We start from the raw sequence: 13,202 nt of genomic DNA, 5'->3' as shown, positions 1-13,202 counted from the left end.
CAAGGGTCGCCGTGGCGTTTCGCGACGGACCGCTAGAGAACCTCAAGGTGCCGCTGATCTGGACGGCGGGCCTGACTGTGCTCGCCGTGCTGGCGGTGTCGGTTTTCCTGCTGCTCAGCCAGCGGCGCGGGGATCCCGACAGCCAGAACGCCATCCGGGGCGCCGGGGATCAGGTCTCGGGTGGGGTGGGTGGCGTGCTGGCCGCGCCCGTCCGCTGGGTCGGCGCCGCCAGCGACTACGTCGGCGACTATTTCTTTGCCGTGTCCGAGAACCGTCGCCTGAAGGAGCAGGTTGCAGAGCTTCAGGCCGTGGCCGACGCCAACATCGCCCTGCAGAACATCAACACCCGCTATGAGGCCATGCTGGGTATCCGGGTCGAGCCGGACGTCGAGATGGCCACCGCCCGGTCGATCTCGGAATCGCGTGGCCCCTTCGCCCGCTCGCGCCTGATCGATGTCGGCACAGGCCAGGGCGTCCGCATCGGCAACCCCGTCATCAACGAACATGGCCTGGTCGGTCGGGTGGTCGGCACCTCGCCCCGCGTCAGCCGCGTCCTGCTGGTCACCGATGTCTCCAGCCGCATCCCGGTGCTGATCGACCGCACCGACGCCCGCGCCATGCTGACCGGTGACGGCAGCGGCAATCCGCGTCTGGAATATGTGCGCGGGACCGACTCGGTCGAGGTCGGCGACCGCGTCCTGACCTCGGGCGATGGTGGCGGCATTCCCCGGGGGGTGCCGATCGGCGTCGTCGCGCGCGGCATCGACGGCTCCTGGCGGGTCAAGCTGTTCAGCGACCGGGGCGCCATCGACTTCGTCAAGGTCCTGAAATTCGAAGACTTCGGCCAGCTGGTTGACCCCGAGACCCTGAACGCGCCGCCGCTGGCCGCGCTCGGCACGGCGGCCGCGCCGGCCCCCGCGACCGGTCCCCAGCCCGGCGGTGCAGGCGAGTGAGACGTCCGGTCGCCGTTCGCGTCGTCGGACCTCTGCAGTGGATCATCTATCCGGCGCTGCTGGCCGTGCTGGCCACCCTGATCCTGGCCACGCCTGTGACCCTGTTCGGCCTCAGCCTGCCTGAGCCCATCATTCCCATGGTGCTGGCCTTTGCCTGGCCGCTGATCCGGCCCTCGATCTCTGCGCCCCTGATGCTGTTCGTCCTCGGACTGTTTCTGGACCTCCTGTGGTATGCCCCGCTGGGTCTTTGGGGACTGGTGCTGCTGTGCGTCTACGCGGCCATTCTGGTGTCCCGGAATTTCCTGATGGGACAGGAAACCCGCGTCCTGTTCGTCTGGTATACGGTCGCCGCCCTGGGGGCCTTCTTTCTGGCCTATGTGATCGTTAGTATCGTGGCCGGGCGGGCGCCGAGTCTGCTGGCCCTTCTGGGTCAGATAGTGCCGACGCTTCTGATCTTCCCGCTGGCGGATCGCCTGATCCAGCGGTTTGACGATGGCGATGTGCGGTTTCGATGAGCAGCGAACCCTCGATCTTCTTTTCGGACGTCAATGAGCGGCAGGGCTCCTTCCTGCGGCGCACCTTCGTGCTGGGCGGTCTGACCGGGCTGGGCGTGCTGGGCCTGACCGCGCGCCTCGGCCAGCTGCAGGTCGTCCAGGCCCAGGAATACACCACCCTCGCCACCGCCAACCAGTTCAACTTCCGGCTTGTACCGCCGCCGCGCGGCATCATTCGCGACCGCGACGGTGTGATCATCGCCGGCAACCGGCCCAGTTTCCGCGTCCTGGTGGTTCGCGACGAGACCAAGGATCTGGACCAGACGCTGGACCTGCTCGGCCGGCTGATCCCCGACACCCTCGAGCGTCGTCGCGGCATCATCCGTGACGTCAACGCCGCCCCGCGTTTCTCGCCCGTCCCGGTCAAGAGCGACCTGACCTGGGAAGAGTTCGCCAAGGTCAATCTCTACGCCAACGAACTGCCCGGCGTGATGGCGGACATGCACGAGACCCGCTACTACCCGCACGGGGGCTCGTTCGCCCACGTCGTCGGCTATGTGGCCAAGGTGTCGGACCGCGACATCAAGGCCGTGCGCGACAAGGGCGAAGAGCCCTCGGCCCTGCTGTTCAACCCCGGCTTCCGCATCGGCCGTCAGGGCGTCGAGGCGGCGCTCGACGACCAGCTTCGTGGCGAGGCCGGCGGCCAGCGGGTCGAGGTCGACGCCCGGGGCCGCGTCGTCGGCGAGGATCCGGAGAATTCCCGCCCTGCGGTGCCGGGCAAGGAAGTGGTGCTGACCCTGGACACCGACATCCAGAACCGCGCGCTCGAGGTGTTCGGCGAGGAATCCGGGGGCTGCGTCGTCATGGACGTGCGCAACGGCGACATCCTGGCCATGGTGTCGTCACCGTCCTTCGATCCGAACCTGTTTGTCTCGGGCGTGCCCAGCAACATCTATCGCGCCTGGGCCGACTATGAGCGGCGGCCCCTGCTGGACAAGGCCATCTACGGCACCTTCCCGCCGGGCTCGACCTTCAAGATGACCACAGCCCTGGCCTTCCTCGACGCCGGGATCGACCCCGCCGAACGGGTGACTTGCACCGGCGGCTATCGCTTCGGAGCCCGTACCTTCCGCTGCTGGAAGGCCGGCGGGCACGGTTCGATGAACATGCACGATGCGATCAAGAACTCGTGCGACACCTATTTCTATCACCTCTGCAATCGCGCTGGCGTCGACCGGATTGCACGGGTCGCCGAGGATCTCGGTTTCGGTCACAGCTATGAGATCGGCATCGCGGGTCAGTCCGACGGCATTGTTCCGTCCCAGAAATGGAAGCGCGAATACACCGAGGCCACCAGCTGGGATGACGATCCCAAATGGTATCCCGGCGAAACCCTGTCCGTTGCGATTGGTCAGGGAGCCCTGTCGGTCAACGCCCTGCAGCTGGCAGTGATGACGGCGCGTCTCGCCAATGGCCGCAAGGCCGTGCAGCCGCGTCTGATCAAATCGATTGACGGCGAGCCCTACGCCGAAGCCACCTTCGCTGATCTGCCGTTCAGCACTGAGCACCTCGATATCGTCCGTGCGGGCATGGCGGCGGTGGCCAATGATGTCAGGGGCACGGGCTATCGTGCGTCACAGTTGGGGCTTGGCGACATCCTTATGGCCGGCAAGACCGGAACGGCGCAGTCACGGGACTACAAGCCCGGAGAATCGCGGGGGCCCCGCAATGCCGTCTGGAGCCGGCGGGACCATGCCCTGTTCGTCGCCTTCGCGCCGCACGATGCGCCCCGCTATGCCATCGCCCTGATCATCCAGCATGCCCCGGCAGGCGGCTCGGCCGACGCCGCGCCGCGCGCGCGCGAGGTCATGAAGGTGGCCCTGCTCAAGGATCCCGATATGCGCGCCCGCATCGAGCGGCCGCTGCCGCGCGAGCCCGAGGCGGGGTCCATAATCGACGAAGGCGCCGCTCCGCCGCCGCCCACAGCGGCTGAGCCCGGATCCGCCGCTGCCGAGGCCGTTCCGGTCTCGCCGGACCCACCCGCGCCCCAGGATCTTCCCGGGCCGCAGCCCTATCTTCCGGATCCGCAATGACCGCCTCGGCCCTGACCCGTCCCGGAGAGCGCGACCGGCTGACCGTTAAATTCACCCAGATCGACTGGCGGCTGCTGGTGTTGCTGTGCGCCATCGCGGGCATGGGCGCCGCCATGCTCTATTCCGTGGCCCAGGGGTCGTGGGAGCCATGGGCCGCCAAACATCTGATCCGGTTTGGCGTGTGCCTGGCCGCCATGCTGGCCCTGTCGATGGTGAACCTCAAATGGTGGTTCCATCTGGCGTATCCGGCCTATTTCGGCTCGCTGGTGCTGCTGGCCACGATCGAGGTGCCGGGGCTGGGCTATACGGCCATGGGTGCAACCCGCTGGCTGGATCTTGGCGTCACCCGCATCCAGCCGTCCGAGCTGATGAAGATCGCCCTCGTTCTGGCGCTCGCCCGCTGGTACCACGGCGCCACCGCCCAGGAAGCCCGCTTTCACTGGAAGCTGATCTATCCGGCCCTGATGATCGGGGCGCCGTTTGCCTTGGTCGCCCATCAGCCCGACCTCGGCAGTGCCCTGCTGCTGGGCATGACCGGAGCAGCCATCATGTTCGCTGCGGGCCTCAGCTGGAAGATTATCGTCGTTGCAGGCGGGACCGTACTGGCCGGCGTCTGGCCCTTCATCCAGTTCGTCATGCACGACTATCAGCGCGACCGGGTCCTGACCTTCCTCAACCCGGAAGCTGACCCCTCGGGCGAGGGCTATCAGATCATGCAGTCCAAGATCGCCATGGGCTCCGGCGGTTTGCTGGGCAAGGGCTATGGTCTCGGCAGCCAGAGCCAGCTGGAATTCCTGCCGGAACGCCACACCGACTTCATCTTTGCGGCCGTGTCCGAGGAATTCGGCTTCGTCGGCTCGTTCGGCATGCTGCTCTGCTATCTGGGGGTGATCCTGATCTCCCTCCGCATCGCCTCCCTGTCACACAGCCATTTCGGCCGGCTGGCCACGGCCGGGGTCACCGCGACCTTCGCCCTCTATGTGTTGATCAACGGCGCCATGGTCATGGGTCTGGCGCCGGTCGTGGGCGTGCCCATGCCGCTGATGTCAAACGGCGGCACCGTCATGCTGACGGTCATGATCGGCTTTGGCCTGGTCATGGCCACCCGCGTCCACCGCTACGTCGAACTGCCCAAGGGCAACGGCCTGTTCTAGGCCGCGAGGTCAGTCCGGCAGGCCCGCCGCCCAGTCGGTGGCGCGCACCAGACTGTCGACAATCCCCGGCTCGGTCGAGGCGTGGCCCGCGTCGCCGACCACTTCCAACCGCGCTTCCGGCCAGGCCCGGTGCAGGGCCCAGGCCCCCGACATCGGCGTCACCACATCGAACCGGCCCTGGGCGATCCACGCCGGGATATGCCGGATGCGGTCGATCTTCTTCAGCAGCCAGCCGTCCTCGGGCAGGAAGCCGCCGTTGCGGAAATAGTGGTTCTCGATCCGGGCAAAGGCGATGGCGAATTCAGCCTCGGCGAACTTGTCGGGGCGGGAGTCCGGCCCGCGCACGCTGACCGTCTCCCCCTCCCAGCTGGACCAGGCGATGGCGCATTCGTTTCGCGCGGCATCGTCCTTGCCCGTCAGTCGCGTCTCATAGGCCGCCATCAGGTCGTCGCGCTCGGCCTCCGGGATGGGCGCCAGGAACCGCTCCCAGGCATCGGGGAAGATCATCGACGCCCCGTCCTGATAGAACCAGTGCAACTCCTTCTTCGTCAGCAGGAAGATGCCGCGCAGCACCAGCGCCTTGACCCGCTCGGGATGGGTCACCGCATAGGCCAGCGACAAGGTCGAACCCCACGACCCGCCGAACACCACCCACTTGTCCACGCCGCACCGCTCGCGCAGCCGCTCGATATCCTCGATAAGGGTCCAGGTGGTGTTGTTCTCCAGCGAGGCGTAGGGCCGCGACTGGCCACAGCCGCGCTGGTCGAACATGATGATCCGGTAGGCCGACGGATCGAAGTAACGCCGCATGCCCGGGCTGGTCGCGCCGCCCGGACCGCCGTGCAGCACCAGCACCGGCTTGCCCTGCGGATTGCCGCTTTCCTCGAAATAGATCTCATGCCCGTCCGGGGTCTTCATCATCCCGCTGGCAAAGGCCTCGATCTCGGGGAACAGGTCGCGGCGGTCGCCCTCAGGCTTGGGAAAGGACATCGGTACTCGCTCTACAGTTCAGGACAGGTCAGACGGGCGCATGCGAAACGCCCCATAGGCAAACAACAGCCAGGCGGCGACCATCAAGAGGCCCCCGATCGGCGCGACGGCGCCCATGACGCTCAGCCCGGCCATGCCGACCAGCGTCAGGGACAGGGCAAAGACGGCGCCACCGACCACCGCCAGCCAGCCGGCCCAGCGAATGGCCGCGCTGTGTCGGGCCAGGGTGGCGGCAACGACGGCCAGCAGGGCATGGATCAGGCCATAGTGGGCCCCGGTGGTCAGCAGGGTCTTGACCTGCGGGCCCGCCCCATGGGCCGCGAACGCCCCCAGCAGAACACAGATTGTGCCAAGGCCACAGGCTGTCACCGCCAGGGTGCGATTCACCGTCATACGGCGACGCTAGCCCACGGAATCGCCGGAGTCTGCTATCGGACAGATCATGACGCCGCCGTTCCGCCTTGCCCTTCACTATGTGTTGCTCTTCGGCGTCACCGGGGTCAGCCTGCCGTTCGCCGGCCTGTGGCTGAAAAGTCTGGGGCTGGACGGCGCGGAGATCGGCACCCTGCTGGCTGTGCCGATGCTGGCGCGCTTTCTGACCGGGCCGATGATCGCCGTCTGGGCCGATGGCTTCGCCACCCGCCGTGCGCCCATCGCCATCCTCGGCTGGGTAGCGGTGGCCGGCTATGGCGCCGCCGCCCTGGTCGAGGGCTATGTGCTCTGGACCGCCTGCTGGTTCGTGGCCGCGACCGCCACCTCGGCCATCATCCCCCTGATCGATGTGCTCAGCCTGCGCGTCGCCCGGCGCGAGGGCTTTTCCTTCTCCGTCCCGCGCGGCTTTGGCTCTGCGGCCTTTGTGCTGGCCAATCTGGCCATGGGTGCACTGCTGATCCAGCTGCCGGTCGCGGCGGTGATCGTCTGGATCGTGGCGGGCAGTGCCCTGATGGCCCTCTATGCCCAGTTCGGCCTGCCAGCGGAGGTCGTCAGCGCCGCCGGCCGCGCCTCGGGCCGCAACCGGTTTCTGGGGCTGGGACGCCTGCTGGCCGATCCGGTCTTCATGATGGCCCTGCTCGCCATCGGCGCGGTGCAGGCCAGCCACGGCTTCTACTACGGTTTTTCCGCCATCCTCTGGACGCAGCAGGGTCTGTCGACCGGCCTCGTCGGCGCGCTCTGGGCGGGGTCGGTGATCATCGAGATTGGCTTCATGTGGTGGCTGGATCCCTGGCGACGGCGTCTCGGCATCGGCCCTTGGCCCATGCTGGCCGTCGGGGTCGGGGCGGGTGTCCTGCGCTGGACGGCCCTGGCCTTCAGCCCGCCGCTGGCCCTGCTGTGGCCGTTTCAGGCCCTGCACGCCCTGACGTTTGCCGCCACCTATCTGGCCGGGGTCGAGATCGTCGAACGTCTGGCCCCCGAAGACGCTCAAACCGCCGCCCAGACCCTGTCCTCGACGGTATCCGCAGGGGTCCTGATCGGCATCGCCACCGTCCTGTCGGGGCCGCTCTACGACAGCTATGGCGCGGGGGGCTATCTGGCGATGGCGGGCATGGCGGCGCTGGGCGGGCTGGCCGCGCTCAGCCTTCGACGACGCCTTGGCTCAGGCCGCGCGGGGGCGGGGCAGGGGTGACAGGTGCCGCGCCATGGCCTCGGCCGCCAGTCGCACAGCGCGGGTGATCGCCGACCCGTCGCCCTCCGGCACGCGCAGCAGGCCCACCAGCGGTGCCTCGGGCCCATCCGGCAGGGAGCACAGCACCCGGTACAGCAGATAGTTGCCCGGATCGGTCACGGTCTCGGACGACAGCCGGGTCGCAAGGCCGGCCTCGGACAGGGTCTGGGCCATTTCCAGCGCGGGGGCGGTGGCGCGCGCCACACCCGGCCCCGTAGGCACCAGCCGCGCCTTGCCGTTCAGTACACGGTTCTCGGCCCGGGTCTGGATCAGAAAGTCACCCGCGCCGTCCGCCCGTCCCACCAGCAGCGCTGCCCGACAGGCCGGATCGCGCAGGCGTTCCATCAGGGTGCGGGCCAGGGATTCCGGCGCTTCGGCCTTCACCGGGATCAGGCGCGCGCCCGGCGGTGTCCAGTCGCTGTCTGCATCCGTCCCGTCCGCGCCCCAGGCCAGATCCGGCTCATAGGCGCAGAGCATAAGCCCGGGTCGCAAATCCGGCTGGGCATCGGCGGGCGTGTCGAGCATGGGCCTGAGAGAGCTGTGACGGACATATGACGGCGGGGGACCGTGTCGTCATCGGGGCCGGATCGTCAACCCCAAAACAGGAATGTAACGCCGGTTTCCCCTGTCAGGAGAGATCGCCGACCGCCGCATCCAGCAGCAGGAACGCCCGCCCACCGTCCGAGGCCAGACGGTTCAAAACAGCCGGTCCGTCGCCGCTGGCGGCATGGTCTTTCAGGATGCGTGACCACGTCCGGACATAAGCCTCCGCGTCGGTCTTCAGCTCGGGATCGCTCAGCACCCGGCGCGACACGCTGCGGACGGCGGCGGGAGCCACCCGGCGCACGATCTGGCGCGCCGTGTCGGCATCGCGGCTGACAAAGGCCTCGGCGGCCTCCTCAATGCGCGAGCGCGGCAGCAGGGCATTGGGATCGACCCCCATACGCCGGATCGAGGCCAGCATCCGTTCGTTCAGGGCTTCTGTGTCGGCGGGCGGCATCACCGGCGTGTCCAGATCCATCGGCCCGTCGTCCGGCTCATCGCCCATCAGATCCTTCCAGCCCATCCCCTCGTCGGCGGGGCGGGCCTTGGGGCCATCATTACGGTTGCGCAGACCGAACCCGCGCCCTTCCGGCTCGGTCCGGGGACGGCGCAGGGCAGGGGGCTCCGGTTCCGCGAGGGGCGGCATGTCGGGGGCGCCGCGCCGACTACGCCCGCCGTCGCCCGACACCACCCCCATCAGGCGCACGGCCTCGGTCAGCATTTCATAGTTGCGTTTGACCCGCTCCTGGAAGCCGGCATCCAGCGCCTCGGTGTCGTCGGCTGCCTTGCGCGACGCCTCCGATAGGGCCGCCAGGCCTTCCTCGACCGCGGCCCGCACGGCATCGACCCGCTCGCGTGCCTGCTCGGGCAGGTCGGCGGCGCGCTGGTCCAGATCGTTGATCGAGTCATCGACCCTTTGCAGGGCGGCATTCATCCGCTCAATGGTGGCCTCAAGCCGTTGCAGCGCCCGGTCCCCCGCTTCATCGACCAGATCGGCCGTGTGGGTGACCACCTTGCGCGCCCCGTCGATCCGCGCCTCTGCGGCGGCCTCGGCCTTCTGCGAGGCCTCGAACACGGCTTCGCCCAGACGGTCGGCGCGCAGCTGGGCCTCTTCCGTGGCTTCGGCGGCGGCCCTGCGGCTCTCCTCGGCCGTGGCCTTCAACACCTCCAGAGCCTTGCGGCTTTCCTCCAGCAGGGTGTCGCGGGCATCGGCCGACAGGGCCTCGAACCGGTCCAGCGAGACCTTGGTGGCGCTGTCGAAATTATCGGCCTCGCGCTGGGACATCTCGATCAGGGCGCGGAACTGGTCCGCAGCCGCCTCGACCAGATCACGCAGGGCATCGGTGCCCGTGGCCGTGGTCTCGACCAGTTCAGTGCTGGTCGAGCGCACCACCGACAGCTGTTCGGTCAGCTGCGCGCGCTGGCTCTCGACCTGGGCCGAGAAGTCTTCCTGATCGGTGCGCAGGGAATAGGCGGCCGTCACCAGCGCCGCGCGCTGTTGTCCCAGACCTTCCTCGACCGACTGGATCTGTTCGGCGACGCCGGCCCCGGCATTCTCGAGTCGCAGGGTCTGGCGGGCCAGATCATCGGCGGCGGCCCGGGCGGCTTCCTGGGCTTCCCCGGCGGCGGCGGCCATATCGGCGGCCCGCGCGGCCAACGCCGTTTCGGCCTCGCGCAGCTGGGTCTGGGCCAGGTCCGAGGCCTCGACCACCATGCGCGACTGGCGATCCACGACCTCCAGCACCTGTGCGGCCTGACCTTCCAGCGTGCCGCCCAGTGCGGCCATGGCCTCGCGCTCACCCGACAGGCTTTCGACCAGCCTGCGGGCGGTCCGACCGGCAGTCTCTGCGGCCTCGTTCAGCAGGCGGCTTTCCTCGGCCAGCGACCGGCGCAGTTCGGCCATGTCCTGACGAGCGCGTTCGGCGGCCAGCGCCGCTTGGTCGATGTCGTTCCTCAGCCCGACCAGAACCTCGCCCGTCTTGTGCGCAGCCAAAGCGGTCGGCGCCATCAGGGCTTCCGACAGGCCCCGGGCCCGGCGGGTCTCGGCCGCAATCAGCCGTGACTGGTGCACGGCGCGGGCCAGCAAGAAGGCCAGACCCGCAGGCGCCAGTGCGACCAGAATATAGAAGGCCAGTCTCAGCGGCTCGATGGGCGCTGACCCGAACCCCGCCTCATAGGCGGCCCAGGCACCGACGCCCCCGGCCCACAGGGCGGCGGCCAGGCCTGCGGTCCAATAGCCACCGCTGGCGCTGATGTGCTCGGCGGGCACCGTGTCCAGCGCGGCGCGGAGCGGCGCCAGTTCAGAGCTTTCGGACGAGTCTTTGGCGGCGTCGGTCGGCACCGCCTCACCCTTGGAGACCGGCACCGACAGCGAGGTTTTGGCCTCAGTTTTCGGCTCGGGAATGGGCGGGGGGGCTTCCGCGGCCTCGGCGGTGGCCGCCTGCTCGCTCTGGCGACGCTTGCGGCGCTCGGCCCGTGTCTCGGCGGCCGGTTGGGCCTGCGGCTCCGGTGTGTCCTTGCTCACAGCGGTCGCCTCTCCCTCGCGCGCGGCCGTGTCTGCGCCCTCGTCAGGAGCGGTCAGGTTCAGCGGCGGCCGTTGGCGGGATTTCATAGACACTCTGCTCGATGCGCGGGCGTCGCACCCCCCGGCGCGACCTCGGAAAGTCAACCTAACGGGTCAGGACGCAGGCGCAAAGCGGTTCAGATGAACGAAGCGCGCAAGGGCAGGGGATGGATCAGCAATCCCGCTTGGCGGCCGTGCCGACCAGCACCGTGGAGGTCGGCCGCTTGTCGCAATCGGTGACGCGCTGCACTTCCGGGCGGGATGTGGGTTCGGCGCGCGATTCCACGCCGAACTGGGCAAGCGCCGCAGCCGCCAGCATGGCGATAAAGCCGATGATCATTTCGATCAGGGCCTGCATCGGCGGCCAATACTCCCCATCATGCCGCGATACCGCGACAACACCAGCCCTCTTATGCGCCAATTTCGCGGTCCAGACAATCATCGGCATGTGAAGAATCGCTCCGGATTGACCCGGGCCGTGCGATAGGGGACGGAGAGAATGGTCAATTTGGCTGTGGGATACCGGTGGGGCATGAGCCAGTTCACAGACGGAGATGACGCCCACCTGACCGTCGGCTCCCCGCTGATCGACCGGCCGGGAGCCTGCTGGAAAACCGCCAAGGCGTCCCGGTTCGCCGTGCTCATGGACAATGAGGCCTATTTCGAAGCCCTGGCCTCGTCTCTGGCCAAGGCGCAAAAGTCCATTGTCCTGCTGGGCTGGCAGTTTGATCCCCGCACGCGACTGGACCCCGAGACCCGCCCCGACGATCATCAGGCCCAGATCGGCCACCAGCTGCGTATGCTGGTCAAGACCCGGCCCGAGCTGGATGTCCGCCTGCTGATCTGGAACTCGCCGCTGCTGATCGCCGCGTCGCAGGGCTTCTATCCCCACCGGGCCCAGGGCTGGTTCCGCAAGCGCATGGTCGAGTTCCGACTGGACCAGCCCGGGCCACTGGGTGCCTGCCACCATCAGAAGGTAATCGTCATCGACGACGCCGTGGCCTTTACCGGGGGCGGCGACGTCGCCACCGACCGCTGGGACAATCCCGAGCATCTGGACGACGATCCCCGGCGCTGCATGCCGTCCGGCCTGATCGCCCCGCCGCGGCATGAAACCATGTGCGTCATGGATGGCGACGCCGCCCGCGCCCTCGGCGACCTCGCCCGCGAGCGCTGGTTCCGCGCGACGTGGGAGCGGACCCGGCCCGATGTCGTAGAGACGGATCCCTGGCCTGACGGGATCGAGCCGGACCTTGTCGATGTGCCCGTCGGCGTCTCCCGTACCGAGCCGCGCTGGGCGGGACGACGCGAGGTCCGTGAGGTCGAGGCCTTGCATCTGGCTTCAATTGAATCAGCCAAATCCCTGATCTATTTCGAGAACCAGTATTTCACCTCGCCCCGGATCGCGGCGGCCCTGGCCAGGCGTCTGGAGGAGCCGGACGGGCCCGAGGTCGTCCTTATCTCCACCGGCCAGAGCCCCAGCTGGTTCGACCGTCTGACCATGGACACCACCCGCTCCGAAGTCCTTTACCGGCTCGAGCAGGCCGACCGCCACAACCGCTTCTTCGCCTTCAGTCCCGTGACCGAGGGCGGCCAGCGCCTGATCGTCCATGCCAAGGTGACGGTCATCGACGACAGCGTCCTGCGGATCGGCTCGGCCAATCTCAACAACCGCTCCATGGGCTTCGACACCGAATGCGACATCGCCGCTGAGCCGCTCGACGAGGCCGGGCGGCAGGCGATCCGGCGGCTACGCCAGACTTCGGTGGCCCATTTCATCGGCGCGCCCCTGGACGCCTATCGCGCAGCCGAGGAGGTGACCGGCTCGGTCGGGCGGGCCATCCTGACGTTCGGGGCGGACCGCATGCGCGTGCTGGGCGCCAACCCGCCCTCGCGCGCCGAGGCCTTCATCGCCGAATGGCAGCTGGGCGATCCGACGTCGACCGATGATGCCTGGCGTCCATGGAAGCGCCGCAATCCGACCCACCGCCCGGATCAGGCGCTGGCCGGCGGCAGTTCGAAATCGACGATCAGCGGCAGGTGATCCGACGCCATCCGGGCCAGCGGCGAGAAGGATGACCGCACCCCAGTCACCCGAATCTCCGGGCTGACGAACGCATGGTCGATCCGGATCGCCGGGAAGCTGGAGGGAAACGTCTTCACCGACGGCTTCAGCCCCAGCCGCCGCTGCGCGTCATCCAGCCGCCGGGTCAGGATGCGATAGGGGCGGGTGATCGAGGTCGCATTGAAGTCCCCGGTCAATATGGTCGGCCCGGTGCAGTCCTTGCGCCCCAGCCAGTCGCGTCCGACCAGCGCCGTGGCTTGCCGCTGCTGCTCGCGCGGCACCAATCCGAAGTGGGTGTTCATCACATTCAGGTCGTGGCCGTCGATCTCGATCCGCACCCACAGGGCGCCGCGCGGCTCCAGACCGGGAATGCCCGCCACGCTCGGCAGGGCGTCCGTCTTGACCAGCCGCTCGGGCAGATGGGTCAGCACGGCATCGCCGTATAACTCTGCCTCGACCCGCATGGCCGGGTGGAAGTGGACCGTCATCTCCAGCTTGCGCGCGATCTCGGCGGCCTGGTCGACACCCCCCGTGCGGGCGCGGCCGACATCCAGCTCCTGCAGGCAGACGATGTCCGGCTCATACTCGGCGATGACGCCGACGATCCGGTCCAGATCCAGCTTGCGGTCCATACCGACGCAGCGGTGCACATTGTACGACATCAGGCGCGGCATGGGTGCCTCC

The 13,202-nt window shown here is 68.3% G+C and carries 12 protein-coding genes; 6 read left to right on the top strand and 6 right to left on the bottom strand.

The window, feature by feature from the left end; all coding sequences use genetic code 11:
- The first annotated feature begins 11 nt into the window (after positions 1-11).
- From mreC to rodA, 4 genes are read left to right on the top strand one after another with little or no spacing between them, the layout of a single operon-like run.
- On the top strand, positions 12-953 hold the full coding sequence (mreC, locus tag B4K74_RS08805; protein WP_286692630.1) for a rod shape-determining protein MreC: 942 nt from the start codon (positions 12-14) through the stop codon (positions 951-953).
- Positions 950-1,468 (top strand): hypothetical protein, encoded by a 519-nt coding sequence (locus B4K74_RS08800; protein WP_286692629.1) that lies wholly within the window; start codon positions 950-952, stop codon positions 1,466-1,468. Before mreC ends, B4K74_RS08800 begins: the two co-directional genes overlap by 4 nt.
- Positions 1,465-3,540: a penicillin-binding protein 2 gene (gene mrdA / locus B4K74_RS08795; protein ID WP_286692628.1), complete on the top strand. Its 2,076-nt coding sequence runs from the start codon at positions 1,465-1,467 to the stop codon at positions 3,538-3,540. The genes B4K74_RS08800 and mrdA overlap by 4 nt, the downstream gene beginning before the upstream one ends.
- Positions 3,537-4,694, top strand: a complete 1,158-nt coding sequence (gene rodA, locus B4K74_RS08790) for a rod shape-determining protein RodA (protein WP_286692627.1) — start codon at positions 3,537-3,539, stop codon at positions 4,692-4,694. Before mrdA ends, rodA begins: the two co-directional genes overlap by 4 nt.
- Positions 4,695-4,703: 9 nt before the next feature.
- On the opposite strand, the gene pip is transcribed toward rodA, so the two are convergent.
- A complete protein-coding gene (pip, locus tag B4K74_RS08785; protein WP_123286308.1) occupies positions 4,704-5,684 on the bottom strand; it encodes a prolyl aminopeptidase in 981 nt (326 codons plus the stop codon).
- A gap of 18 nt (positions 5,685-5,702) precedes the next feature.
- Positions 5,703-6,077: a DUF423 domain-containing protein gene (locus B4K74_RS08780; RefSeq protein WP_286692626.1), complete on the bottom strand. Its 375-nt coding sequence runs from the start codon at positions 6,075-6,077 to the stop codon at positions 5,703-5,705.
- 49 nt (positions 6,078-6,126) lie between these two features.
- On the opposite strand from B4K74_RS08780, the gene B4K74_RS08775 reads away from it, so the two are divergent.
- Complete coding sequence (locus B4K74_RS08775) at positions 6,127-7,308, top strand: MFS transporter (protein ID WP_286692625.1); 1,182 nt, start codon at positions 6,127-6,129, stop codon at positions 7,306-7,308.
- Here the strand turns inward: B4K74_RS08775 and B4K74_RS08770 are convergent.
- From B4K74_RS08770 to B4K74_RS08760, 3 genes are all read right to left on the bottom strand, one after another.
- Positions 7,279-7,872, bottom strand: a complete 594-nt coding sequence (locus B4K74_RS08770) for a hypothetical protein (protein WP_286692624.1) — start codon at positions 7,870-7,872, stop codon at positions 7,279-7,281. The two genes, B4K74_RS08775 and B4K74_RS08770, sit on opposite strands and share 30 nt — an antisense overlap.
- 103 nt (positions 7,873-7,975) lie before the next feature.
- Entirely contained in the window at positions 7,976-10,501 is a 2,526-nt protein-coding gene (locus tag B4K74_RS08765; protein ID WP_286692623.1) for a tipN, read from the bottom strand.
- Positions 10,502-10,625: 124 nt separating this feature from the next.
- Positions 10,626-10,901 (bottom strand): hypothetical protein, encoded by a 276-nt coding sequence (locus B4K74_RS08760; RefSeq protein WP_286692622.1) that lies wholly within the window; start codon positions 10,899-10,901, stop codon positions 10,626-10,628.
- A gap of 84 nt (positions 10,902-10,985) precedes the next feature.
- On the opposite strand from B4K74_RS08760, the gene B4K74_RS08755 reads away from it, so the two are divergent.
- Entirely contained in the window at positions 10,986-12,497 is a 1,512-nt protein-coding gene (locus tag B4K74_RS08755; protein WP_286692621.1) for a phospholipase D-like domain-containing protein, read from the top strand.
- On the opposite strand, the gene B4K74_RS08750 is transcribed toward B4K74_RS08755, so the two are convergent.
- Positions 12,449-13,192 carry an endonuclease/exonuclease/phosphatase family protein gene (locus B4K74_RS08750; RefSeq protein ID WP_123286313.1) on the bottom strand — a complete coding sequence of 248 codons (744 nt, stop codon included), beginning with the start codon at positions 13,190-13,192 and terminating at the stop codon, positions 12,449-12,451. The genes B4K74_RS08755 and B4K74_RS08750 overlap by 49 nt on opposite strands.
- Positions 13,193-13,202: the final 10 nt, after the last annotated feature.

It is taken from the genome of Brevundimonas sp. UBA2503 (genome assembly GCF_002341485.1).
Taxonomy (GTDB): Bacteria; Pseudomonadota; Alphaproteobacteria; order Caulobacterales; family Caulobacteraceae; genus Brevundimonas; species Brevundimonas halotolerans.
This window is presented reverse-complemented; position numbering and strand designations above follow the sequence as displayed.